The sequence below is a fragment of the Alkalihalobacillus alcalophilus ATCC 27647 = CGMCC 1.3604 genome (genome assembly GCF_000292245.2).
GTDB lineage: Bacteria > Bacillota > Bacilli > Bacillales > Bacillaceae_D > Alkalihalobacillus > Alkalihalobacillus alcalophilus.
Window position 1 is genome coordinate 1 of the sequence record NZ_ALPT02000063.1, and the last position, 24,613, is coordinate 24,613.

A 24,613-nucleotide genomic window follows, 5' to 3' on the forward strand; every position below is an offset into this window, starting at 1 on the left:
AACCCACGTCTTGAAAGTTTTCGTTGCTCACGTTTTAGTCTCTTTTCCATTTTGCATGTGAACTTATTGTTGTCAATCTTACGACCATCAGAAAGAACCGCAAAGTCCGTGATGCCTAAATCTACACCGATAGATGATTCCGTTTTTTTCAAGGGCTGTACGTCTGTTTCGACTAGAATGGATACAAAGAACTTTCCGCTTGGATTTCGTCTGACTGTAGCGCTCAGAATACGTCCTTCAACCTCACGACTTTTGGCCAAGCGAACAAGACCCAGTTTCGGCAATTTAATTTTGTTGTTTACTATGGCAATGTTGCTATTTGTTACTTTCGTGGTGTAGGATTGTACCGGATTCTTTTTAGACTTGAAGCGCGGAGCTTTATTTTGTTTCTTGAAGAATCGAGTATAGGAATCGGCAAGATTTTTCAGGGAGGATTGAAGGGCAATGCTGTCCACTTCTTTTAGCCATACGAATTCCTTTTTTAGTTGCGTTAATTCAGCCGAACAAGAAGAATACGTTAACCCTTTGCCTGTTTCTTGGTAGGTATCGTTCCATTGTCCTAAAAAGCGATTGAATACAAAACGAGAACAGCCGATGGTTTTAGCAATCAGGGTTTCTTGTTCTTTGCTTGGATAGAGACGGAATTTGTATGCTTTGTTGATGAGCATTGTTTTCACCTCAGATAGGAATGTATGTTCTTATTATATCCTAACAAGAATCTCTTTGGCTACCGCCAACCGCCATTCATCTCCCCCTTATCGTTGGGCTTCTCCCTTCACACGATTGAAGAGGGAGTCTTCTGTCGGGAAATGATAAAACTAATTTCATTAACCAAAAAGGAGAATTTATGGAACCTTTAAAGAACCTTTATACGAAGGAGTATTTAACACCTTTTACAAAGCAACTGAAATCCATTTACCCTGATTTTTCTGAGCCGAGTTTTTACAATTTTGTGTTTGATTCAAATTGGAACGCGCTTGAATTAAAACAAAGAATCAGACATATTTCAAAAGCAATTGATCATACAACCCCATCATACGCAGACGCCATCAATTATTTAATGGAAATAGCTCCTTCGTGTAAAGGTTTTGGTTATTTGTTTTTCCCTGACTTTGTTGAAGTGTATGGTTTAAATAATTGGAATTTATCTGTTCAAGCCTTAAAAGCCTTTACTCCTTACTCAAGCTCAGAGTTTGCTGTACGTCCTTACATTGAGCAAAGACCAGAGGAAATGCTCGAAGTGATGTCCAAATGGGCACTCGATGAAAATGAACACGTCCGTAGGCTCGCCAGCGAAGGAGCTAGACCGAGGCTTCCTTGGGCTAAACCATTACATCAGCTAAAAGCCGATCCGACGCCCATTCTGCCAATTTTAACAGTATTAAAAGAGGATGAGAGTCTCTATGTCCGCAAAAGCGTAGCGAATCATTTAAATGACATTTCAAAGGATCATCCAGAACTAGTAAAAAAACTTGCTAAAGAATGGTACGGTCACAATGAGCGAACCGATTGGATTTTAAAGCACGGCTGCCGAACGTTACTAAAAAAAGCAGACCCAGACATCCTTACCCTTTTTGGTTTCCATTTGAGCAACGATATTGAAGTAACTGATTTTTTTGTACCTAATGATGTTCATATTGGTGAAATTCTTCCGTTCTCATTCAATGTTAACAACCATTCCGAGCACCCTATAAAATTAAGAATTGAATTTGCTATCGATTTTGTTAAAAAGACTGGTAAGAGCTCCCGTAAACTATTTCAGTTAACCGAAAAAAGCTTCAAACCCGGGAAGCATAAATATACCCGCAAACATTCCTTTAAAGACCTTTCGACGAGAAAACATTATCCAGGTAAACATCGCTTAACTCTATTTGTAAACGGTGCTGAAGTTGGAACACATTCTTTTGATGTGCATAGAGAAAAAGAAACGAGCCAGCAAATTACTTAGTTAATTTGCTGGCTCTCACTCTGTTTAAATAGACCATTAATTGTCATTATTGATCTATGAACTTTTTGTTTTTCGTACCCTAAATTTGCATTTGCGTGAGTTTCATTACATATCTCCTGTTTTTCGCACCCTAATTTTGTAATCCAGTGCTTTTCATTACTTATCCTCTGTTTTTCACACCCTAATTCTTACCAAACTCCTTTTTCGTTACCTATCCTCTATTATTCGCACCCTAATCCTCGCCAAACTGTTTTTTCATTCCTTATCCTCTACTATTCGCACTCTAATCTTGCCATTAGGCATTTTCATTCCTTATTCTCTGTTATTCGCAACGTAATTCTCAACAAACTCATTTTTTATTACCAATTCTCGTTCAGCTTCACAATCCCACAACAACAAAACAAAAAGCTAGCAACTTATATTAAGCTGCCAGCTATTTGTACTTTACTAAGTGAAACTAAAAGAGAAAACACTTGTTTAAAACTATCAAAAAAGGATAGTGGCGGTTCTCCCCTAAATCAATAGTCTAAAACTGAATTTGTTCCCACTCAAATAAAGAACCTGGGTCAAATTTCCGTTCTGGTGCGTATTCATCATGTCCAATTAAGTGGATTCGATCGCGCTTAATCTCAGAATTTCTTTGATAAATATCGGCTAATAATTCATTCAATGAACGATATTGAGACATCGTAAAACCAATCGTTTCAGGAGAGAGTTGCTCATATTGTTCATCTGTCATTATCGAAACCATTTCTTCCTTTGTCCCAATTCCTAATAGCTCAATCCCAATTGAATATTCATTAAGTTGATTCTCATATTCAGGATAAGCCTCCAACGTTCCTTGTCCCGCATGAAAAGCGACTCGGTCTTCTGGAACTAACATATACACATCCCCATTTCGATCAATCATATAATGAGCAGATACTTCATACTCAATAAACAACTGATAAATTTCGTCCAAATCATAAGGGTTGGCTGTATTTCGTGAGGCGTTATTCGTGAAATGAAGCATAATATGAGTAATCTCTTCCACCCGTTCTTTTGAATGTTCTACCGGTAGAAACCAATCTACCACCTGAGCTTGATATTCCCATACTTCAGCTGCAATCGTCGCAGGGGATGCTTCTATTTGAACCTCTACTACTTCTTGGTTTGAACACGCTATTAAACTAGTAACAGAAAATAAAAGTGTAATAATATAGAAGTTTCTCATGACAAATCTCCTAATCATAAGCTTTATAACTTATATCGGAGTTTGTAGATAATACTTTATACCCAATTCACTTAGTTGGCAGAAAATATTCACTTAGCTTCGCGTGTTCTTCCATTAAGGTTGCTAGACTGAAGGTGAAACTCTTTTACAGCAAATCCAACCGTTATTGCCATTATCATTGTCATTATCGGATTCATCAGCTACAGGAGTACATTCGACATAATCAATGTTTAGAGCACGAAACGCTCCACTACTTTCTTTTTCTTTATATTTAAAAGATAACTCTGTACAGTCAAGATTAGGTCGTTTACCACCTTGAACACCTAATACCTTCGACATATTTGCTCCAAGAACATTACTATTCCCTTTTGGGTGATACTGCCTTGTAAATGGATCAAACTCTACACGAATCGGCTCATTATCCCACTTACTGCCACTGCCATAATGATTCTTACACATCATTTTTCCCCCTCTATATTAATATTTCATCGATAGAAAAAATCTACCGATGTACTAGCAATATATGTGAGATTCTATAAAGCGGCAGGGGATTTCCCCCTCGTCACTTGTGGAATTTAGCAGAAATAGTTTAGCACCTTAGATATTGTCTTCAAAAAGAGGTTGATACCTAGTGTACATACCTCATACCGATTTAAATATTCATAGTTCATAACTTCATAGGCAAAAAAGGATGAAATTAGTATAGGAAATAACAACGTTCGTCTTAAAAATGTTATATTAAGATTGTCTTATAAAATAGTTTAGGAGGGTTATTATGATTTATCGTTACCGTGGAACAAAACCAACGATTGATGAAAGCGTTTTTATCGCTCCAGGTTGCCATGTGATTGGTGATGTCACAATTGGAAAAGAATCTAGTATTTGGTTCAATACAGTTATTAGAGGAGACGAAGCCCCCATCCGTATTGGCGATCGATGTAATATTCAAGAAAATAGTACGGTTCATAATTACGAAGGTTTTCCAACGATTTTAGAAGACGAGGTTTCAATTGGTCATAATGTTATCCTTCATGGATGCACAATTCGGACCGGTGCACTTATTGGGATGGGAGCGACCGTATTGGATGGAGCTGAGATTGGAGAATCAGCTTTTATTGGAGCAAATGCCCTCATTCCACCAGGCAAGAAAATCCCGCCTCGTACGATGGTGATGGGTTCACCTGGGAAAGTCGTACGTGAGCTCACCGACAAAGATTTAGAAGTCATTAGAATGACGATAGATACGTATAAAGATAAAGGAAAAGAATATAAAGCCGAATTAGAATCCGAAAATTAATAAAATATGTACTTTTGACTCTAAACAAAATGGCTCTGAGAACTTATTCCTCAAAGCCATTTTGAAATTTTGATAGGGCAAATTCAGCTAAATTGTTCAGCAAAACTTGATTATTCTCCTTTAAAATTCGGTTTCCTTTTTTCAATAAAGGCCTCCAAGGCTTCCATTCGATCTTTAGTTGGGATAATCACTTCATAAGCTTTTTCTTCGAGAGCTAAACCAGACTGTAAGCTAACTTCACTGCCATGTAAAATCGCATATTTTGCTTGTTGAACAGCTATAGGGCCGTTTGCAGTAATGGCACTGGCTAGCCCCTCACAAGTTGGAATCAGCTGAGAACTTTCAGCAACCCCATTTAGAATACCTAAAGCATACGCCTCTTTTGCTTCAATTTTTTTAGCTGTTAAAATGAGTTCCATCGCTTTTGATGGACCGATTAATCTTGATAGCCGTTGAGTACCCCCAGCTCCTGGGATAATGGCCCAGCTCACTTCTGTTAAGCCGATTTTCGCAGCTGGAACCGCATAACGAAAATCGCAAGCAAGAGCTAACTCAAAACCTCCACCAAGAGCATAACCATTAATCCCGGCGATCGTTGGTTGTGGCAGAGCCGCGATCGCTGAAAAAACATCTCGAATTGCTTTCACATTACGTTTAACTTCTGTTTGATTTAATGTCTTTCTTTCTTTTAGATCAGCCCCAGCACTAAAAGCCCTTTCCCCCGCACCTGTAAAAATGACAACACGAACTTCTTTATTAATATGAAGCCCCTCTACAATCTTCTGCAACTGTACGAGAGTTTCATAGTCAAAACAATTTAACGCTTCTGGCCGGTTTATTGTTACATAAGCTATTTGATTTTTCTCTTCATAAAGCACTTTTCCCATAAAAGCATACGCTCCTTTCTAAACTCATTTAATCGATGTTTTCGACAATCGTTGCAATCCCTTGGCCGACTCCGATACACATCGTCGCCAGTCCATTTTGAACATGACGTTTTTTCATTTCATAAATTAAAGACGTTAAAATACGGGCTCCACTCGCTCCCAATGGGTGACCATAAGCAATTGATCCTCCGTTCACATTAACTATCTCTTGGTCAAGCTCAAGCTGCTTGATACATTCTAATGATTGAGATGCAAAGGCTTCATTTAATTCTACTAACCCCAAATCTTGGATCGTTAGACGAGCACGACTTAATGCTTTTCTCGTCGCATAGATTGGACCAACACCCATAATTCTTGGTTCAATTCCCGCAACAGCGGAGGCTTTATATTTCACTAAAGGTTTCAGTCCGAGCTCCTTTGCCTTTTCTGCACTCATCATTAATAAGGCGGCGGCTCCATCATTAACCCCTGATGCGTTCCCGGCAGTAACCGTCCCATCACGAAAAAGTGGTTTTAAGGTGCCTAACTTTTCTAAGCTCGTTTCTGGTCTTGGATGTTCATCTTGATGAATAACCGTTACATTTCCTTTACGGTCTTTGATCGAAACAGGTACGATTTCATTCGCAAACTTACCTTCCTCCATTGCTTGTTTAGCTCTTTGTTGGCTTTGGTAAGCAAAGGCATCTTGCTCTTTGCGACTAATGTTAAATTGCTCAGCGACATTTTCCGCCGTTTGCGGCATAGAGTCTGTCCCATACATTTCATCTAGGGCAGGGTTAATAAATCTCCATCCAATAGTCGTATCATACATCGTCATATTGCCACGGGGGTAATCGCTTTCAGACTTCCCAGTGACAAATGGAGCACGAGTCATACTCTCTGTACCTCCTGCAATGAAAACATCCCCATCTCCTACTGCAATCGAACGGGCCGCATAATTGACTGCATCTAAACCAGAACCGCACAGACGGTTTAATGTCGTTCCACCTACTTCCACCGGTAAGCCAGCTAATAGTGCAGACATTCTGGCAACATTTCGATTATCTTCACCTGCCCCATTGGCATTCCCAAAAATCACCTCTTCAATCTCATTTGGATTTAACTCGGGGTTCCTTTCTACTAACGCTTTAATCACGATCGCCCCTAAATCATCAGGACGGACATTTTTAAGCCCTCCCTTATATCGCCCAATCGGCGTTCGAACTGCATCGACAATGACTACCTCTTTCACCATTTCTTACTCCCCCTTTTAATCGATCCTTTTATGTAATAGCCCCTTCTTTTTAATTAGTGTATTTTATACGAACGTTTTAAATACACTAACATTAAAATAAAGATTATTTGAGTTTGAACTTCTCCTTATTTCTCTCTATAATTTCTTTCTACACCTTTTATATAATTCCTGCATCATTCTACCTTTTCCGATGAATTACTTTTTTTCACTAAAATATTATTACGAAATAAATAACGTTCGTAAAAATATTGGTAATAAATTTCGTGTTTTGAGACAACTGTCATCAATCTCGATTCCCGTAGCACACAAAATAAAATCCCTCTAACAAAGGGATTTCACTTTAAAAAATTAAATTGAAAATCGAACTAGTTAACTTCATTATTCCACAACCAACGCTTTCTCATTTCCCATTGCTCGCAGCCGCTTCTTATACATCACTTTTGATAAAATAACGCCTATTTCATATAGCAACATTAACGGGACTAACACGATTAGTTGTGAGATAAAATCTGGTGGTGTAATGAGAGCCGAAACGACAGCCATCAAAACATAACCGTACTTCCTTACTTCTTTTAGTTTATCAGGTGTCACGACCCCAATCGCTGTTAAAAACATCATCAACAATGGAACTTCAAATAAGAAACCTAACGGAATCGTTGTCATCATCAAAAAAGAGAAATACTCCTTGGCCGTAATCATTATTTCAAAGTTTTTTACTCCCAACCCCATTAAAAAGGAGTAGACGGTTGGGAAAATGACTAGTACCCCAAAGGATAACCCTAAAATAAAACTAATAAATAAACTTGGAATAAAGGTTAAAGCGGTTTTGCTCTCTTGCTCCGTTAACGCTGGTTTGGCAAATTTCCATATTTGATAACCGATAAAAGGAGCGGAAAGCCCGAGGCTAAGACTTCCAGCAATCCCTGTATAAAATCGAATCACATCTAAAGGTCCGAGCATCACTAGTTTATGATCATTTGTAATGAAAGGGATTACCTTATTGATATACAATAAAATCCCAATAAAACACAGTACGAAGAAAATAGCCGAATAAAGAACTGCCTTCCGTAAATCGGTTAAATGTTCCACAATTGATTGCTGAGCTCCAGCTTGTTCACCCCGCATAAAATCATCCCTTTTTTTATCTTGTTCCAGCTACTGATTTTCCTTTGTATCTTTCTCTTTATTCACTTCTGTTGATGAACTGTCATCAGACATAATACTGTTAGCTGAACGTTTGAATTCAGATAAAGTTTGTCCGAACGCCGCCCCGATTTCTGGTAACTTTTTAGGCCCAAAGATAATTAATGTAATCACTAAAATAATTATTAAACCCGGTATTCCGATATTAGGAATCCCCATCTTATTTCCTCCTTTTTTAAACTAAGTTTCCGCCTTCTTCACGGTATTTCAACATTCCCTCCACTGCACGATAGGCCAGTGCACCAACGGTCCCTGTTGGATTATACCCACTATTATGTGCAAAAGCGGATGCTCCTACTACAAAGACATTTTCTGCATCCCACATTTGCAAATAATTATTGACCGCTGATGTACCCGGATCATCCCCCATAATAACCCCTCCTGTATTATGGGTCGTTTGATAAGGGACGATATCATAGTTTTCTAAATTCGATCTTTCAGAAATTTGGGATGCTCCCATCTCCAGCATAATTTCATCCAATCTTTCACCAATATAATGATAAAGATTACGATCTTGCTCCGTGAAGTTATATGTCATCCGTAATAACGGCAATCCATATGCATCCTTATATGTCGGATCTAAGTCTAAATAATTTTCTCGAACAGGCATCGAGGCTCCTTGTGCAGAAATACTAATCGACCTCGTGTAATAATTAATCGATAATTCTTTAAACTCACTGCCCCAGCTACGAGTCCCTGCAGGAACATTGTTAGAAGCAATTGGCCTTGCTCCTGTTTGCGTACAGGCAATGTTTCCGCCATGAATAAAATCCAAATCGGCATGGTCAAAATTATCACCATTAAAATCATCAATACTAGCTCCTAATGCACCAGCTCCCATGAAGGTATTAAATCTTTCTTCATCAAAGAAACCAGTTACACCAGGCAATAATTGATAACAATAATTTTTTCCTATCACTCCTGCTCCTGTTTCTGGATTATAAGGGCTTCCTAAATTTGAAGTAAGCAGCAATCTTGTATTCGTCATCACATACCCCGACAATATAACGATATCTGCCGGTTGAATAAATTCTTCTTTCGTTTTGACATCAATGTATCGAACCCCTGTTGCCTTCCCACCCTCATGGATAACCTCTGTCACATTAGCAAAATGGCGCAACTCAAAATTTCCTGTCTCTTTAGCAAAAGGAATGACCGCTACTGTTGGATCCCCTTTTGCTCCATACTCACAGCCAAATCGTTCACAATAACCGCAATATTGGCAAGCAGACAAAGTAGCCCCATATTGGTTCTCATACGTTTGACTCATATTCGATGACGGTACATGGAATGGGTGATAGCCTAAATTTTCGGTCGCCTGTTTAAATTTCGCTGTAATCGGCGTTTCTTTCATCGGAGGATTTGGATACTCATTCTTTCTTTCTGGACCTAGAGGATTTGCTTCACCACTAATACCTGCCGCCTTTTCAAATTCATAAAAATACGGTTCAAGCTCATCATAGGTAATGCCCCAATCCTGGAGCTGTAAATTTAATTGATTGATTTTCTCTTCCCCATATTTTTCAATCGTTTGGGTACGAATTTGAAAATCATAGGGCAAAAATCGATATGTCTGCCCATTCCAGTGAACACCTGAACCACCTGAACCTTCCCCTAATAGGAAGGAACCCATTTGGCGCATTGGCAGGGCTCGTTCATTTAAATGATGTCTAAAGGTGATCGTTTCCTTTGATAAGTCTTGCATTAAATCATAACGAATCGCATAACGTAGCTCATCATGAACAACGTAATAATCTTTTAATCCTCTTTCCTTTCCTCTTTCTAAACCGACCACTTCTACTCCGGCTTTCGCTAACTCAGCAGCAATAATACTACCTGTCCAACCCATCCCAACAATAACTGCCTCTTTTTTCGGTAACTCTGTCGCCATTTACTAAAGCCTCCTCTAACTTAATTAATGATGGTCTGTATAATTACGCAAACTGTTAGGTTCAATCTCAATAAACTGTTCCGATTCAATTTGATTTAAAAAGCTCATTTGATGACCTGGGAATCCCTTCATTCTCCACCCTTGCATATTCTTATTTCCACCATAGGCTGGATCGGCATATACACCTTCTAGTGTCGCTGCCCTAAGCAATCTAAAAAATGTGGTTGAAGTGACACCATGCATTTCCACTTCTCCATCTGCAAACTGACTCAGCACCTCATCTTTTTGTTCATCATCTAATTCAACAAATTTAGCACCTTCGTAATGGTCGCTACTATATTTTTCAATCGCTGTTATCCCTTCATCAAAAACCTCATGTCTCAACAAAGCAGTTTGATACCCTTGGAACTCTGAACCTGGGTAAAACGGACCTTGCATATATTCTTTGGCATTATATCCCCATGCTCCAGCAAGCTGATGGTCAATAAAAAAGGGAACGCCTAAGCTAATCGCCCCTGGCCCATTTTGATCTTCTGGAAAAATGCGTTCACAAGCGGCTTCAAGTACAGCAAACCTTTCCATGTTTGAAAAATAAAGAGGGGCTTGCTGAAAATTAATAACCTTCCCTGTTTGAGCACCACCCGTTTCAGGGTTGACTGCTTGCTCGCCAGTCCTTGTATTAGCACCAATTAATCCACCAATAACTCCACCACCGACTAAACCTCCCGCAACTAATCCTGAATTGCGAATAAATCGTCTCCTTGACATCGTTGATTTCGGTTCTTTCTCTTCCAAATTTAATCACTCCTTCCAGTAAATAAATGTATGACTTGTTTTCAATCTCCCCTATATTTGGCATTTTATGTAGATATTAAATTTCTATATTTTTCCACAACTAAAAAAGTGTACGAAAAGAGATTTCCTTCTCGTACACTTTTAATTTTGAGGCTACTTTCCTTCACCAAATTCAAAACCTAAGCAGCTTTCTTTTTTAATGATAAGTTTGTATCCATCTCAAGCTTGGCGATACTTTCGAAACATGTAAAAGAAGCTACTGATAAGGCACTTAGCCTCACCAGTAACTTCCATAAAAATTATCCTTATTCAGCTGTCATTTCTAAGTCATCTACTTTTTTCTCTAAATATTGAATATCTTTACGGGCATTGAACCGTTCCGCTTTTTCTAATTTAACAGCGACATTATAGCTTGGGATTTTAGCAAGTTTCTCATAAACCCCTTTTGGTAATAGGAAGTTTCCTTCTGGGAAGTGAACTTCTAAGTTGCCACGGGCAATATCAACAAAACGAGCTTTACCAGTAAATACACCATGCTGATTGTAAACAACGACTAATTCACGCTCTGTGATGCTTAAATCTTTTGCATCCTCTGCATTTAATAAAACATCATAACGCTCGGCATCATTAAAACCATCTTTTTCACTATAAACCATTGAATTGAATTGCTTTCCACGTCTCGTTGTTACATAAAAATCACCGGATACTTTATTTAAGTTAGGAATATCAACCGGGATTAACGTTCCTTTTCCATCTGGAGTTGGGCAAATCCCATCCTCACATAACCAAGCACCACCCCATTGGAAAACGTCCCCTTGTTTTTTCAAATGTTGAACGCCCTCATAATTTGGGTTTGCTTTCGCCATTTCATCGCGGATCGCTTGGCCATCCTTAAAGTCGACTAAATGGGCTGATTCTGGTTTTACCCGCTTCGCTAAGTCGATATAAATTTTCCACTCTGAACGTGCTTCTTCAATTTCTTGCTTATTTCCCTCAATTTTTGGAGAGAAATAAACCATACGCTCTGTTGAAGTGGACGTTCCACCACCGTCTTGCTCATAACGTGTTTTCGCTGGTAACACGATGACCGCTTCTTTTGCATCGACAAGGGTAGACGTATTAAAAATAATGTCTTGATGGACACGGATTTCGAGTTCTGAAAGAGCTTTTTCAATAAACTTTGGATCAGGCATTGTTTCTAAGAAATTACCACCCGATAAATAATACATTTTCACTTTGCGCTCATGATCCTCCGGTAATAAACAGTTCTCTAGGGAAACACCTAAAACATCCCCTTGCCATTTAGGAAGCTCAAAATTCCACAGCTTTTCAATCCGTTCAATATTTTTCTCATCAAAATCGCCACCAGGTAATACGAATGGGTCAGCTCCCATTTCTCCACTTCCTTGAACACTTGAGTGTCCACGAATTGGCATTACTCCTGTATGCTCACGCCCTAAGAAACCACGTAATTGAGCAAGATTCGCTACTTGTGAAATATTATCAGAAGCAAATGTATGCATGGTTAATCCTAAAGACCAAACAAAAATTCCTGATTTGCTCTTAGCAAGTAACAACGCCAGCTCCCCGATACGCTCTTTTGTTACACCAGAAGACTTGACGATTTCATCCCAAGATTGTTCGCTTACCTTTTGTTTTAATTCGTCATAACCATTGACATGCCTTTGAACAAAATCATGATCAATCGCTGAACCGTGCTCCTCTTCTTCCATTTCAAACCAATGCTTCATAATTCCATGCATAAACGCAATATCGCCACCAATGTTTACTTGGTAGAAATCATCAGCCAGTTTTGTTCCAAATAACGCCGATTCTCCAACTGATGGAATCCAATAGTTTTCCATAGCCGGCTCACGATATGGGTTAATACAAATAATTTTTGTCCCTTTTCGTTTAGCTGCATACATATATTTTGTTGAAACAGGTTGGTTATTGGCTGCAACCGAACCCCAGAATACAATCACATCAGAGCCGATCCAATCTTTATAGTTACAGCTTGATGCTCCAATTCCAAGTGAGCGTTTTAATGCCGTTTTGGACGGAGAGTGACAAATTCTTGAGGCATTATCAATATTGTTCGTTCCAAGGAACCTCGATACTTTTGCTGCTACATAATAAGATTCATTCGTTATCCCTCTTGATGTTAAGAAAAAGCTATAATTTTTTGGGTCTAATTTTTTCATCTTATTAGCGATCATATCCATTGCTTCATCCCAATCAATGCGAGAGAATTTACGCTCTCCAGGACGACGGATTAAAGGATATGGAATACGGCCTAACTCGCGGAGCTCCGCACTTGTATACTTTCTTAATTCATCAATGTCCGCGTGAACGATTTCTTCTTTCATCGCTGGCATTGTATTTAAGCGTAGAACATTTAATCTTGTTGTACAAACATGTGGCCCTGCTAGCGTTTGGTCATAAAGTCCAGAAACACCTAGTGCACAGCCATCACACACTCCTTTTGTAATAATATTCTTTGCATAATTTAAGTTATCTTTATTATGCCAAACGACCTTCATTGTTTCACGAATATGATGTGGTTTTACTTTCCCAAGACCAAATGGAACTTTACTAACCCATAAATCAGGTGCAAGGGTTTTCGGTAATTTAATTGGACCTGTATGTTTTGTTTTCCCCATAACGAATCACTCCTCAAAAAAATCTACTTAATACAAGCATATGATCGCTCGTATTCATAATGTACTGGCCTAGACGCCTACATAGACAAAAAACCACCGTTCAACTAATAAAACAAACGAGCCTTAGTAGATAAACGATGGTTTAGCCTTTTGCAGGAGCGCTACCAAGTGCCCGAACCAATTTTATTTTTTATTGTTGAACTTCTCTTCAATATTTTCATCAAAGACAAAGATAGACATTCCAAAGTCACGTTCAATATCAATATCAACAAAGAGATCGACTAAGTTACTTTGTAATAACTCTTCCATTTCATACGGTCGATTTTTCCGATACATATCTTTGACCATCTCTGTTCTAGCCGCTCGAAGCATTTGTTTACCTTCATCTGCGGATGCAATAAACTTCTCCACAGGTGAAAGATTTCCCTCCATTTCACAGATCGCCCAATGTTTACAGAACGTTGTGTTTATCTTACTCGGTCCTTTTCCCATATGTTTTTTACGAAAAGCACGAACAAGATTACTGAATTCAGCTTCGTATTTATTCATTATTCACCCTCGCTCAAAGATTATAGCTCATTCAAACGTTCATCCAGTTATTAGCTAGCCAACTGCTTTGAATTGTTCGCTTCTTTTAATTTCTTTATATCAATTCTTATCACAAGAGAAACAATTAATGCAACTATAAACATGGCACCGAAAATGTAAAGTGTGCCCGCATAACTATCGGTTGTTTCACGAATCCAACTGGCAACTGTTGGACCAACAAGTCCTGCCGCTGCCCAAGCTGTTAAAATGTAGCCATGAATCGCTCCAAGTTGTTTCGTACCGAAAATATCCCCTATATATGCTGGGATCGAGGCAAATCCACCACCATAACAAGTCATAATTAAAATTAAAATCACTTGAAACACGATTGCTGCTGTAATACTTGGTAAAATAAAGAATGCTCCAATTTGAATCGCAAAAAATGTCGTATAAACGGCCGGACGACCGATGTAATCAGAAACTGTAGCCCAACCAATACGACCAAGACCATTAAAGACACCCATAACTCCAACCATTGTAGCTGCCGCTGCTGCCGATAACCCCGCAAGCTCCTGAGCCATTGGTGAAGCAACCGCTAAAATCGCAATTCCACATGTTACGTTGATAAAAAGCATTACCCACAAAAACCAAAAACGTCTTGTTTTTACAGCCTCATTTGCTGTTAACTGGGCAAGGTCAGGCTTCACATTTGTTCCCCCTGCTGCAAACTCGCTCATATACCCTTCAGGTGGACGCTCTAAGTAAAGAGCCGCACAGATCATAATCGCAAAATAAACCGCACCTAATGTGTAAAAAGTCGATGAAATCCCAACTGAATCAATTAACGATCCCATAATAGGACTTGCAATCATTGCGGCAAAACCAAATCCCATAATCGCAAGACCTGTAGCTAACCCACGACGGTCTGGGAACCACTTTACTAAGGTTGATACTGGTGTAATATAACCAACACCTAAACCAATTCCCCCTAAAACCCCGTAACAGACATATAAGAGCCATAACGACTCTATCGCTGTTGCAAAACCAGATCCTATCATCCCTACTCCAAAGAAACTAGCTGATACAATCCCTGAGATTTTTGGACCATACTTCTCTACAAAATGACCCATAAATGCTGCTGAAAGACCTAAAAATAAGATAGCAATACTAAATGTTAAAGAAATAGAGCTCAATCCCCAACCGAACTGGTCATGTAGTGGGTTTGTAAAGACACTCCAAGCATAAACGGAACCAATAGAAATATGGATACCGACCGCAGCTAAAGCAATCAGCCACCTATTCTTTGTCTTTTTCACATGTTCACTCACTCTTTTTCCTCCTCTTGTCATAATAAAAAAATCGTCGTCACTTTTAAAGAATATAGCTAAATAAGCTATAGATCCTTAAAAGTGGCGACGATTAGTTTTAAGCAGGGAACGCTACTTAAATCCCAATAGAAATCGCTTTCAGTACGTAACGCTCAAGCCAGGCAACAGGGTCGCTATTCCTGCACTTAAATGTTACAAATTTATGAATGCTTCTTCCCTAAATCATAACTTGTTTTGTAACCATTTTCAATATAATTTACGCTTTTTAATGAACTTTTATCAACTACTGCATTCGTTTTGATTCCACTTGTCACCATCAAAAGATTGTGTTTAGATAAAATCAATCATTTGAAAGGGAGTGGGTAGATTTATATGGAGGAGTCATTAAGTCTCAAAAGGTCGATTATCAAATACCAAGACACGCAATTGCTAGAAACAGAAGACGAAATCGTCATTGAGTTCCCTTTAACGATCATGATAAACGGTCAAGAGTTTGCCACAATGGTATGTAGTCCATTCCATTTAGAAGAACTCGTCATTGGATTTTTAGCTTCTGAAGGCGTCATTCGTTTCCGAAAAGAAATTAAAGATTTTAAGCTTGATATTGGGGCTGGATTCGCTCACATCGAATTAATCCAAGATAAATTTGTTAGCCAACAAACTTTCTCCAAACGCTTTATTGGCTCATGCTGTGGGAAAAGTCGTCAATTTTATTTCCAAAACGATGTCAGAACAGCTAAAACGTCTATGTCAAAAACGAAAATAACAGCTGAACAATGTATCCAACTTATGAAAAAAATGCAATCGGAAAGTATTGTTTTTAAACAAACAGGCGGGGTTCATAATGCAGCCCTTTGCTCTAGTGACGAGTTAATCGTCAGTCGCACCGACATCGGACGTCACAATGCTCTCGATAAACTATTTGGCTATTCCTTATTAAATCAAATTTCCGTCAAGGATAAAATCCTCGTATTTAGCGGGCGAATCTCTTCTGAAATTTTAACTAAAGCCGCTAAAATAGGCGTTGGAATCGTCTTATCGAAGTCAGCACCGACTGATTTAGCGATTAAGCTAGCAGAAGATTTAAACATCACAGCCGTTGGGTTTATCCGAAACGGTTCGTTTAATATTTACTCCCATCCAGAAAGAATTATTTTAGAAAATAATGAGGAGGAATCAAAATGAGTTCATGTAAAATCGATCACCCTTTAGAAGATGTAAAAGCAAAGTTAACATCCCAACAACATGTCTTACCTAAAGATCTTTATCAAAGATGTACCGATTATTTGGAAAACGAACGAAGTCAAATAGAGTTAAATGAGTTATTTCATTTGTTAAAGAAATATGATTTAGCAGATAGCGAAGAACAATTAAATCGGAATAAAAAAATGATAAAGTTGTTAGAAGGTTAACGAAAAACGAATCTGAATGAGCGATTAAATAAACGTTTAATTAAATGGGTTGAATGGCTGTCATGACTAGTGGAGTACTAGGATGATGGCTTTTTAATGGATAGATGGCTATTTGTACACAGCTACCAAGTACTCAGCTTTTGCTTGACCACAAAAATAATCACTGCCATAACAGCTCTCTAACCTTAAGATTGATTCCATCTACCCTGCTCATCTATCCACTTTTTCTTTTTTAAATCAAAGGACGAACTCGCATCATGCCCCGTAAAGTAGGCTCGCTTATTTACCTGGCAACTACCAGCTTGCTCAAAACAAGCAAGAAACCATTCAGCAAATACTCTGTATTCTTTTTCTTCAATTTCTTCACCATGCTTTTCATAAAACTGTTCGAATGTCTCTCTATCAGAATCTTTTAGTTGGAAATAATGAACCTCCGATAACAGCTCCTCACTACCAGCAAAACCTTCATCTGCTACATCTTCTTCAAATACTTCATTGTTTTCATTATTCATAGAAAACATCATGATCGAAATTTCATACCGGGTCGGTTCAATCGACGGCACAAATTCAATTAAGTCAACGTCCGCTGAAAACAAATAACCGTTTACCCTTTTTAGTTGTCTCGTTAATAGTTCCGTATGCTCCTGTAAATGGGTACGAACCTTTTCAATATATTGATCGACTGTAAACATGTTAATCCCTCCAAATATGTATCATTTAGTTGATTTGTTATGAAAAGATCAACTACCCCTAAAAAATCGGAGTAGTTGATTTTAAGTTTCGTTATTAACGTGCTTCTAAACGAGCGATACGCTCATCTAAATCAGGGTGAGTGGAGAATAATTTACTCATTCCACCTTTTCCACTAATTTTCATTGTCGCAACGGCAGAATCATCTGTACGATCATTTTGAACCTTTGCACGGTTGACATGAGCCTTTAATGAACGAAGAGCGTGAGCCATTTTATCATTCCCTGCTAAGTCGCCACCCCCACGGTCAGCGTGGAATTCACGGTGACGGGAATACGCATTAACAACAATGCTTCCAAGAATAGAGAACAGAATTTGGAAAATAATAATTGACGCAAAATGAACGATAAACGAATATTGCTCAGGAACGATACGTGATGCGATAATCGCAACAATTCTTGATAGGAAGACAACAAATGTATTGACGATCCCTTGTAAAAGAGTCATTGTTACCATATCACCGTTCGCAACGTGGGCAACCTCATGAGCGATAACCCCTTCAACTGCATCCTCGTCCATCGCTTGTAATAAACCTGTTGAAACCGCTACTAGTGAGCGTTTTTTAGATGGACCAGTCGCAAATGCGTTCACTTCTGGAGATTGATAAATTCCTACTTCAGGCATATGAGTTAATCCAGCCGCACGTGATAAGCGATGTACTTTCTCAACAACTGAACGTTCTATTGGTGATAAGCTTCCGTTTGGATCCAACACTTTGACCTTCATCATCATTTTGGCAACCCAACGAGACATCCCTAATGAAATAAAGGAACCTGCAAAACCAACAATAATACTAAAGAGCATAATCGCTGCAAAGTTAATACTTCCATCACTTTGGAACGATAAATCCCAACCTGTAAAATAAATAATTGCTGACCAGACGACCATAATTGTCGTCATGACCAAAATATTCGTTAATAAGAAAAGTAAAATTCGTTTTCCCATTTCGATCCCCCTGTAAATATAGTAGTGCTACTATTTTAACACGAAATAGGACAAAGTTTGTAATATTATTCACAGATTCATAATTTCACACGAACGACGGCTTTAAATCAATAAGTGTGATATAAGTTAGACAAAGCAACCTCATCTAGGTCTCTTTCCCACTCAATCAGATTATTTTTTCACATTATTTAACAGGTCTTTTTTAGTAGCCATTCCTCTTTTGGGCCGACTTCCCCCTACTAATTTTTCTTCAAGCATAATAAACCGTTTCATTTTCGTTATGACTTTATGGTAAAATTCGAGCAAGATGTTTTTCTTAAAAGAGGTGTCAGTCGTTGTGTCAAAAAGTAAAAAATAAAAAGTGCTGAACTCATTCAACAGTTTAAGCACTTATTTAAATGCCCCATTTGTCAGAGCACTATTGCTGTATCTGAGTTGAAAAGTTTTAAATGCAAAAATAACCATACCTTTGATTTCACAAAACAAGGCTACTTAAATTTGATGGTACAGCAGTCCAATAGCCACTATGACAAGACTTTATTTGAATATCGTCATCATTTAATTGTAAAAACCGATTTTTTTAGCCCATTACAAAAGCTAATCACGGATATTATACATAAAGAGAAGTTTGCAGATGATCGCAAGAGCCTAACAATATTAGATGTTGGATGTGGAGAAGGTTCTCACCTTGCACGAATTTTATCGCAAGACGGCTTAGAACGATTCACAGGTTTTGGTTTAGATATTGCAAAGGATGGCATACTACAAGCGTCCAAAAATTATGAAGGACATGTCTGGCTTGTAGGGGACTTAGCGAAATCACCATTCGCTGATTTAAGTTTTCAAGTTTTGTTAAACATTCTCTCTCCATCAAATTATAAAGAGTTTATACGTTTGCTCGCACCTAATGGCATCGTCATAAAAGTAATTCCACGCCCTTCCTATTTAAAAGAGCTTAGACAGTTCTTTTTCCAAAAACAAGAGCAGGAAGAATATCAAAATGAGAACACTTTAACTCTTTTTAAAGAAAACTTTCACCAAGTCGAACGTTACCCATTGACTTACACAAAAAAGTTACAAACAGACGAGCTCCGTTCATTAGTGAATATGACTCCATTAACATGGCAAGCAAGCGAAGAAAAAATAGAACAATTTATAAGAGAATATTCGGCTTCAGCGATTACCGTGGATTTAGAGGTCGTTGTTGGCAAATCGTAAACAGTAACCCGAACAGAATTGAAATCAGCTAAAAAGGAAAGCCACTAGCTCGACTGAACTAGTGGCAAACACTTACACTAACAACTCATTTATTCAGGTAATCGATTGTTTACCCTTCCGCTACCGCTTTTTTATAATGACCTTCTTCTATCACAACTTCTTTTTTCGTCAATGTAAAGAAAATGATGCACCCAATTAATGAAGTCATAAACATTATCGCTCCCATTGGAACAGCCGAGCTTTCATTAATTCCGACTAGTGGAGCCATTAGTGAACCAACAAATAAAGGCAACATTCCTACAACAGCACTTGCACTCCCCGCTCTATGCCCTTGTGAACGCATCGCTAATGTAGTCGCACTTGTAATAATCATCCCAATTGAACCCATATAGACAAAAATTGCTAAAACAACCATCGCTAATGGTCCTTGAACAATCGCTGTGAGTAAAAGCAATGAATTGGCACAGACGGCAATTAAGACTCCGACCCTTAATAAGCTTCTTTCATGGAATTTTTCACTTAAGCGTCCAATAGTAAAGCTACCCGCAACAATAGCTAATCCATTAATTCCAAACAAAATACTAAACACTTGAGGAGAAACTCCATAAATACCTTGGTACACAAATGGGGTTCCAGCTACATAGGCAAAGCTTCCGCCATGAATTATTCCTACTATTAGTGCATAACCAATAAATGACCTATCTCGCATTAAACTACCCATTGTTCGTAATGAATGTCCAATAGAACTTGGTTGCCTTCTTTCAAGTGGCAATGATTCTTTTAATTTCGTCGCCACAATAAAAACAATCACTAATCCTAAAACACTAAGGAAATAAAAGATCGTATGCCAAGTGGCAAATGGTAATAATAGAACCGCTCCCCCTGTCATCGGGGCAATCATTGGGGCTGTTGAATTAATCACCATTAATAAAGCAAAAAACTTCGTAAATTCACGCCCTGTAAACACATCACTCACAACCGCCCGAGAAAGCACGATCCCGGCTGATGCTGTTAACCCTTGTAAAAAACGACCAATAATAAGAACGGTAATATTAGGGGCAAGAGCACAAACTAATGAAGCAACAGAAAATAATGTTAATGAAATTAAGAGTGGTTTTCTCCGCCCGACAGAGTCACTTATGGGACCAATAATGACTTGCCCAACTGCTAACCCAATTAAAAAGGTTGTTAAACTAAACTGAACTAATGATGCACTAGCCCTTAAATCTGCTCCAATTTCAGGAAAGCTCGGTAAGTACATATCAATATTAAAAGGGCCTAATATTGCAAGAGAACTTAAAATAAATGCTAAAGCAATTCGCTTTTTCCCTGTTGGATTTTGTATCATCTCACTAACACCTTCCTTACACGATAAATTCACTAGCTCAAGCTAGTTTTGACCAAAACAAAAAGGGCTCAAAAATCTCGCCCACTAAAATCATCAACACATTGTACGACCTGTTAAATGAATATCCCTATTATAGATCGTTTCCCTAAAAATAGCTTTACTTTTGCCTCATATTTACCATACTACCATCTTGATTGAACTTTCTCTCATTAGTTAAAATAATCGCTTGAAAATATCACCAATATATTAGTTTCAACTTCTCAAAAAATCATAAATAACCCTTGAACCTCCGAAGTGGCCCAAGGGTCTATACTAATGATTAGTTACGATAATAATCATTCATACGCTCTCGATCAATATTATGTGGATCTAAGTTCCCTCTTCTAGAGCCCCCACGGAAACCTTGAGGGTCGACACCTTCATTGATGTCCTCTTCACCTAAGTTGTCATCTAACCCATCCTCAACATAAGGATCTTCTGTAGGTAATTCTTCATCCAAAATCGGATCATTAGGCTCATTGACATTCCCACAAGCTGTAAGCATACCAAAAGCTAATGCAGTTGAAACCACACCTAATACCATTTTTTTCATTTTTCTCACCTGCCTCTCCAATGGACTGTACACAAAGTATGCCCTTGAAAAAAACAAGTCATGTCATGAAAAAATTGGTCAAAGATGTTGCAAAAATTCTCTTTTAAAAAAGAATGTTCTATATAAAGTCGGGAAAGATAATATTTCTCTTACTTTGAATTGTAAAAACTTAAGTGACTAACCATTTAAACATCGGCTCTTTTTTGCGGGAAAATACGATACAATCAAACATATTTTCCGGGAAATGAACAACTTTCGTCAAAAAGCCTAATTAAATTCGACTTAAATAGGCTTTCCTAATGTCGATTCACACTCAAAATGCTTATCCCTATAAACTTTTGATGACTTTTTTCTCAGGGTCACCCTCTAAAGGTGGCTGTGCTCTTTTTATAAAGAAAGAAAGAAGTAAGGTGAACCCAAGAATAATCGTGGAAACAAAAAAGGCAAAATTAATCCCTTCCAGCTGTGATAAAATTGCAATTTGTTGAACCATCTCAGCACTTGTGTTGTTTGATGTCAGTTCTTCCGTCATTCGTTCGGCCGAAAAATTTGAGCGTGTTTGCATGACCGTAACTAATAACGCAGAGCCAATCGCTGCCGAAACCTGATTTAAGGTGCTATTCATAGCTGTTCCGTGTGGATTCAACCTACTCGGAAGCTGATTTAAGCCATTGGTCATAACTGGCATCATCACCATCGACATTCCAAACATTCGTAATGTAAAAATCATCACTAAAGTAGAATAAGGAATTTCTAATGTTAAATTACTAAAAATATAATTCGAGACGAGTGTAATCGATAAACCAGTTATCGTTAAAACCTTAGCTCCAAACTTATCAAACAGTCTTCCTGTAATTGGAGACATAATCCCCATCACAATGGCTCCTGGAAGCATTAACACCCCTGCTTCTAAAGGGGTAAATCCACGAATGATCTGTAAATAAATCGGCATTAAAAGCATTCCTGAAAAAAGGGCTAAATTCATCGTAATGGAAATAGCTGATGAAAGTGAGAACATCGGATATTGATAGACCCGAAAATCAAGCATTGGTTTTTCTAACTTAAACTGCCTAAAAATATAAATGATTAACGCAATAAATCCAACGCCTAATGTAAGTAGAACGACTAAATCAGACCAACCCTTATCACCAGCGGAACTAAATCCATAAAGGATTCCGCCAAAACCAAGCGTCGATAAAATCACAGAAAGGACATCAATCTTGATTTCCATCTGGTCATTTTTTTCTTTAATTTTAAAAGCTGCCACAACTAAAACTAAAAACGCAATCGGAGAAATAATATGAAATAAAATTGGCCAATCATAATGTTGAATCAAATAACCAGAAAGTGTAGGACCTATCGCAGGTGCAAAAATCATGACTAGTCCAAAAACACCCATCGCTTGTCCTCTTTTTTCTATCGGGAACCTAGATAACATAACATTCATAAGGAGAGGCATCATAATCGCAGCTCCTGATGCTTGTATCATTCTTCCAGCTAATAAGAAGGCAAAACTAGGTGCAAACCCACCTACGAGTGTACCTGCTGTAAAGAGAATCATCGCTGCCAAAAATAATTTTTTCGTTGAGAATCGTTGGATTAAAAAAGCCGTAATCGGTATTAATACACCATTTACTAGCATATACCCTGTCGTGACCCATTGAACGGTCGAAGGCGAAATTTGAAACTGTTCCATAATTGTAGGTAAAGCAATGTTTAACAATGTATTCGCTAAAAAAGCGACAAAGGCTCCCGCTAATAATACGACTATAAGCGCATAATCGGGTTTAATCACATCATTTTGTTGTTGCATCTTTATTCCCCATTTCTAAATAAGCAATTATCAACACCGTGTTCGATAATGCCTCCAAAGTTCTCTTCATTGATTCAACACTATGGCTTAAACCAATTCGAATAAGACAAGACTTGTTTTCTTGTAAAGAAAAACTCTTTAATAATCGCCCTTCTTACTTAATATTACAGTCATTCATTCTCTCTACCCTTCAATAACCCTTGTTTTAACCCATAAGTTAGCCTGCTTCATTCTTAAATAAAGAGCATTTTATTTCGTAAATCTAAATATCGGGTTAAACACTCCCCTAATATGGGTCACCTTTCCCTATTTAGTACTAATAATTAGATAGATAATATTCCTAAACAAATCCAAGACATGAGGGAAAATAAGAGTTAATAAAATGTTTAATTAAACCAAACTTAAGTTGCTCCTCTACAACAAAGTCATACTTCTCTTTTTACATAATTAAAGACGTTATTCCTTTTGTGCTTTCCAAATTGTCCAACGGTCCTTCTCGACTATCGCTTCTCCTGAAGGTAATACTTCATCAAGATGCGAGACTAACTCCTGAAGTTGCGCGTCCGTTAAATCATGTAAAATACTTCTTCCTGTTCTCTCCCTGATATCATTTAAAAGTTCATCCTTTGCCTTGTATTCTTTCCGGACTTCCCAAAGTTGGACTTCTGAGATCTCAGCGAAATTAGCATGTTTTAACGCAGATACAACTTGTTCACTTGTATATCTTCTTGCACTTTCTTTTTCGATTAGATGAGGAAATAATTCAAAAAAATAGCCTCTAATATGCTCTTCACTTCCTGGCAAGAGGCAATCGTCTATAGTTCGATCTTGAATTAAATAATAACCCTTACTTTGCAAGATTCGATAACTCTCACTAAAACAGGCATTTAAGTCATCAAGGTGATGAATAAGGGCACGTTCTAATAATAAATCGACAGAATCAGCTTTAATTTGAGAATCATAGGCCGTCCCTTTTTGAAAAGTAACATTATGATAATTTTTCAAATTTTCCTTCGCTGCTTCAATCATCACTTCAGAAAAGTCGATACCAATAACTGATTGAACCCCCATCTCTAATAAAGCCTTCGTGTAAATCCCCCCACCACAACCGATATCAATTGCTCGCTCGATCTTTGTGATAGGAACGAGTTTCTGAACCATCTTTAACCAATTTTGATTTGCCTTTCTAGTCATATAAGAGCTTCGGTTTTTCTGATCATGAAAATCCATTCCGATAAGTCACCCCTCCTAAAATCTGTATAATTTTATCTTATCATAATTAACCTTTTTAGTGACCTCTCAAAGTTAGCCTCCTTTAGATTTAACGAAACCTTATTAATAGTCCTCACGTAAATACATTTAAATTCAGTTTTTATAGATGAATGGAGGAACTTAAATGGAGTTTGCTTTATTTGGTATCTTTAGTTTACTTTTATCTTTAGCTGTCCCTGTTTTTGTTGTTGTTGTAACTGTTTTAGTGCTCAAATCATTTAACTTACTTCCGAAAGAAGTCTCCCTCTTCAAGCGTGTGAAGGGCGTAGCCCAATT

At 38.0% G+C, this 24,613-nt stretch carries 23 protein-coding genes; 5 read left to right on the plus strand and 18 right to left on the minus strand.

What is annotated here, in order from left to right:
* Positions 1 to 668, minus strand: a 668-nt coding sequence (locus BALCAV_RS15285) for an RNA-guided endonuclease TnpB family protein (RefSeq protein WP_040324091.1), incomplete at its 3' end; no start/stop codon positions are given.
* A 179-nt stretch (positions 669 to 847) separates the two neighbouring features.
* Between BALCAV_RS15285 and BALCAV_RS15290 the strand changes: the two genes are divergently transcribed.
* Complete coding sequence (locus BALCAV_RS15290; protein WP_040324092.1) at positions 848 to 1,948, plus strand: DNA alkylation repair protein; 1,101 nt, start codon at positions 848 to 850, stop codon at positions 1,946 to 1,948.
* 526 nt (positions 1,949 to 2,474) lie between these two features.
* On the opposite strand, the gene BALCAV_RS15295 is transcribed toward BALCAV_RS15290, so the two are convergent.
* Both BALCAV_RS15295 and BALCAV_RS15300 read right to left on the minus strand, forming a co-directional pair.
* Positions 2,475 to 3,161, minus strand: coding sequence for an N-acetylmuramoyl-L-alanine amidase (locus BALCAV_RS15295; protein ID WP_004427998.1), 687 nt, complete (start codon positions 3,159 to 3,161; stop codon positions 2,475 to 2,477).
* Positions 3,162 to 3,284: 123 nt separating this feature from the next.
* The gene (locus tag BALCAV_RS15300) at positions 3,285 to 3,620 is read right to left on the minus strand and encodes a hypothetical protein (RefSeq protein WP_004427994.1); all 336 of its coding nucleotides are present in this window, start codon (positions 3,618 to 3,620) and stop codon (positions 3,285 to 3,287) included.
* A gap of 316 nt (positions 3,621 to 3,936) precedes the next feature.
* Between BALCAV_RS15300 and BALCAV_RS15305 the strand changes: the two genes are divergently transcribed.
* Entirely contained in the window at positions 3,937 to 4,458 is a 522-nt protein-coding gene (locus BALCAV_RS15305) for a gamma carbonic anhydrase family protein (RefSeq protein WP_004427993.1), read from the plus strand.
* Positions 4,459 to 4,568: 110 nt separating this feature from the next.
* Here the strand turns inward: BALCAV_RS15305 and BALCAV_RS15310 are convergent, their stop codons facing one another.
* The 9 genes from BALCAV_RS15310 to BALCAV_RS15350 form a co-directional block, all read right to left on the minus strand.
* Positions 4,569 to 5,345 (minus strand): enoyl-CoA hydratase-related protein, encoded by a 777-nt coding sequence (locus tag BALCAV_RS15310; RefSeq protein WP_004427992.1) that lies wholly within the window; start codon positions 5,343 to 5,345, stop codon positions 4,569 to 4,571.
* A 28-nt stretch (positions 5,346 to 5,373) separates the two neighbouring features.
* On the minus strand, positions 5,374 to 6,576 hold the full coding sequence (locus BALCAV_RS15315) for an acetyl-CoA C-acyltransferase (RefSeq protein ID WP_004427991.1): 1,203 nt from the start codon (positions 6,574 to 6,576) through the stop codon (positions 5,374 to 5,376).
* A 381-nt stretch (positions 6,577 to 6,957) separates the two neighbouring features.
* Complete coding sequence (gene tatC, locus BALCAV_RS15320) at positions 6,958 to 7,704, minus strand: twin-arginine translocase subunit TatC (protein ID WP_004427990.1); 747 nt, start codon at positions 7,702 to 7,704, stop codon at positions 6,958 to 6,960.
* A gap of 30 nt (positions 7,705 to 7,734) precedes the next feature.
* On the minus strand, positions 7,735 to 7,941 hold the full coding sequence (gene tatA, locus BALCAV_RS15325) for a twin-arginine translocase TatA/TatE family subunit (RefSeq protein ID WP_004427989.1): 207 nt from the start codon (positions 7,939 to 7,941) through the stop codon (positions 7,735 to 7,737).
* Between the two features lie 16 nt (positions 7,942 to 7,957).
* Entirely contained in the window at positions 7,958 to 9,673 is a 1,716-nt protein-coding gene (locus tag BALCAV_RS15330; RefSeq protein ID WP_004427988.1) for a GMC family oxidoreductase, read from the minus strand.
* Positions 9,674 to 9,697: 24 nt separating this feature from the next.
* Complete coding sequence (locus BALCAV_RS15335) at positions 9,698 to 10,468, minus strand: gluconate 2-dehydrogenase subunit 3 family protein (RefSeq protein ID WP_004427987.1); 771 nt, start codon at positions 10,466 to 10,468, stop codon at positions 9,698 to 9,700.
* Positions 10,469 to 10,773: 305 nt separating this feature from the next.
* Positions 10,774 to 13,131: an FdhF/YdeP family oxidoreductase gene (locus BALCAV_RS15340; RefSeq protein WP_004427983.1), complete on the minus strand. Its 2,358-nt coding sequence runs from the start codon at positions 13,129 to 13,131 to the stop codon at positions 10,774 to 10,776.
* A gap of 183 nt (positions 13,132 to 13,314) precedes the next feature.
* Entirely contained in the window at positions 13,315 to 13,680 is a 366-nt protein-coding gene (locus tag BALCAV_RS15345; protein ID WP_004427980.1) for a Na-translocating system protein MpsC family protein, read from the minus strand.
* 50 nt (positions 13,681 to 13,730) lie between these two features.
* A complete protein-coding gene (locus BALCAV_RS15350; protein ID WP_004427978.1) occupies positions 13,731 to 14,987 on the minus strand; it encodes an L-lactate MFS transporter in 1,257 nt (418 codons plus the stop codon).
* Positions 14,988 to 15,359: 372 nt separating this feature from the next.
* On the opposite strand from BALCAV_RS15350, the gene fdhD reads away from it, so the two are divergent.
* A complete protein-coding gene (fdhD, locus tag BALCAV_RS15355) occupies positions 15,360 to 16,172 on the plus strand; it encodes a formate dehydrogenase accessory sulfurtransferase FdhD (protein WP_004427976.1) in 813 nt (270 codons plus the stop codon).
* Complete coding sequence (locus tag BALCAV_RS15360; protein WP_004427974.1) at positions 16,169 to 16,399, plus strand: hypothetical protein; 231 nt, start codon at positions 16,169 to 16,171, stop codon at positions 16,397 to 16,399. The genes fdhD and BALCAV_RS15360 overlap by 4 nt, the downstream gene beginning before the upstream one ends.
* Before the next feature lie 185 nt (positions 16,400 to 16,584).
* Here BALCAV_RS15360 and BALCAV_RS15365 read toward each other — a convergent pair whose 3' ends face one another.
* Positions 16,585 to 17,091 (minus strand): hypothetical protein, encoded by a 507-nt coding sequence (locus tag BALCAV_RS15365; RefSeq protein WP_004427973.1) that lies wholly within the window; start codon positions 17,089 to 17,091, stop codon positions 16,585 to 16,587.
* 94 nt (positions 17,092 to 17,185) lie between these two features.
* Entirely contained in the window at positions 17,186 to 18,094 is a 909-nt protein-coding gene (htpX, locus tag BALCAV_RS15370; RefSeq protein ID WP_004427972.1) for a protease HtpX, read from the minus strand.
* Between the two features lie 372 nt (positions 18,095 to 18,466).
* On the opposite strand from htpX, the gene BALCAV_RS15380 reads away from it, so the two are divergent.
* Positions 18,467 to 19,312 (plus strand): putative RNA methyltransferase, encoded by an 846-nt coding sequence (locus tag BALCAV_RS15380; RefSeq protein ID WP_326938318.1) that lies wholly within the window; start codon positions 18,467 to 18,469, stop codon positions 19,310 to 19,312.
* Positions 19,313 to 19,421: 109 nt separating this feature from the next.
* On the opposite strand, the gene BALCAV_RS15385 is transcribed toward BALCAV_RS15380, so the two are convergent.
* The 4 genes from BALCAV_RS15385 to BALCAV_RS15400 all read right to left on the minus strand — a co-directional run bounded on the left by BALCAV_RS15385 (position 19,422) and on the right by BALCAV_RS15400 (position 24,301).
* Positions 19,422 to 20,660, minus strand: a complete 1,239-nt coding sequence (locus tag BALCAV_RS15385) for a Bcr/CflA family efflux MFS transporter (RefSeq protein ID WP_004427970.1) — start codon at positions 20,658 to 20,660, stop codon at positions 19,422 to 19,424.
* A gap of 319 nt (positions 20,661 to 20,979) precedes the next feature.
* Positions 20,980 to 21,252: a hypothetical protein gene (locus tag BALCAV_RS15390; protein WP_004427969.1), complete on the minus strand. Its 273-nt coding sequence runs from the start codon at positions 21,250 to 21,252 to the stop codon at positions 20,980 to 20,982.
* 328 nt (positions 21,253 to 21,580) lie between these two features.
* The gene (locus BALCAV_RS15395) at positions 21,581 to 23,065 is read right to left on the minus strand and encodes a DHA2 family efflux MFS transporter permease subunit (RefSeq protein WP_004427968.1); all 1,485 of its coding nucleotides are present in this window, start codon (positions 23,063 to 23,065) and stop codon (positions 21,581 to 21,583) included.
* A 456-nt stretch (positions 23,066 to 23,521) separates the two neighbouring features.
* Positions 23,522 to 24,301 (minus strand): class I SAM-dependent methyltransferase, encoded by a 780-nt coding sequence (locus tag BALCAV_RS15400; protein ID WP_040324096.1) that lies wholly within the window; start codon positions 24,299 to 24,301, stop codon positions 23,522 to 23,524.
* Positions 24,302 to 24,613: the final 312 nt, after the last annotated feature.

What these genes read in the sequence shown, in the direction of transcription:
- BALCAV_RS15290 (WP_040324092.1), top strand. Translation starts at nt 848, where the DNA reads ATGGAACCTTTAAAGAACCTTTATACGAAGGAGTATTTAACACCTTTT.
- BALCAV_RS15295 (WP_004427998.1), bottom strand. Translation starts at nt 3,161, where the DNA reads ATGAGAAACTTCTATATTATTACACTTTTATTTTCTGTTACTAGTTTA.
- BALCAV_RS15300 (WP_004427994.1), bottom strand. Translation starts at nt 3,620, where the DNA reads ATGTGTAAGAATCATTATGGCAGTGGCAGTAAGTGGGATAATGAGCCG.
- BALCAV_RS15305 (WP_004427993.1), top strand. Translation starts at nt 3,937, where the DNA reads ATGATTTATCGTTACCGTGGAACAAAACCAACGATTGATGAAAGCGTT.
- BALCAV_RS15310 (WP_004427992.1), bottom strand. Translation starts at nt 5,345, where the DNA reads ATGGGAAAAGTGCTTTATGAAGAGAAAAATCAAATAGCTTATGTAACA.
- tatC (WP_004427990.1), bottom strand. Translation starts at nt 7,704, where the DNA reads ATGCGGGGTGAACAAGCTGGAGCTCAGCAATCAATTGTGGAACATTTA.
- tatA (WP_004427989.1), bottom strand. Translation starts at nt 7,941, where the DNA reads ATGGGGATTCCTAATATCGGAATACCGGGTTTAATAATTATTTTAGTG.
- BALCAV_RS15330 (WP_004427988.1), bottom strand. Translation starts at nt 9,673, where the DNA reads ATGGCGACAGAGTTACCGAAAAAAGAGGCAGTTATTGTTGGGATGGGT.
- BALCAV_RS15340 (WP_004427983.1), bottom strand. Translation starts at nt 13,131, where the DNA reads ATGGGGAAAACAAAACATACAGGTCCAATTAAATTACCGAAAACCCTT.
- BALCAV_RS15345 (WP_004427980.1), bottom strand. Translation starts at nt 13,680, where the DNA reads ATGAATAAATACGAAGCTGAATTCAGTAATCTTGTTCGTGCTTTTCGT.
- fdhD (WP_004427976.1), top strand. Translation starts at nt 15,360, where the DNA reads ATGGAGGAGTCATTAAGTCTCAAAAGGTCGATTATCAAATACCAAGAC.
- BALCAV_RS15360 (WP_004427974.1), top strand. Translation starts at nt 16,169, where the DNA reads ATGAGTTCATGTAAAATCGATCACCCTTTAGAAGATGTAAAAGCAAAG.
- BALCAV_RS15365 (WP_004427973.1), bottom strand. Translation starts at nt 17,091, where the DNA reads ATGTTTACAGTCGATCAATATATTGAAAAGGTTCGTACCCATTTACAG.
- htpX (WP_004427972.1), bottom strand. Translation starts at nt 18,094, where the DNA reads ATGGGAAAACGAATTTTACTTTTCTTATTAACGAATATTTTGGTCATG.
- BALCAV_RS15385 (WP_004427970.1), bottom strand. Translation starts at nt 20,660, where the DNA reads ATGATACAAAATCCAACAGGGAAAAAGCGAATTGCTTTAGCATTTATT.
- BALCAV_RS15390 (WP_004427969.1), bottom strand. Translation starts at nt 21,252, where the DNA reads ATGAAAAAAATGGTATTAGGTGTGGTTTCAACTGCATTAGCTTTTGGT.
- BALCAV_RS15395 (WP_004427968.1), bottom strand. Translation starts at nt 23,065, where the DNA reads ATGCAACAACAAAATGATGTGATTAAACCCGATTATGCGCTTATAGTC.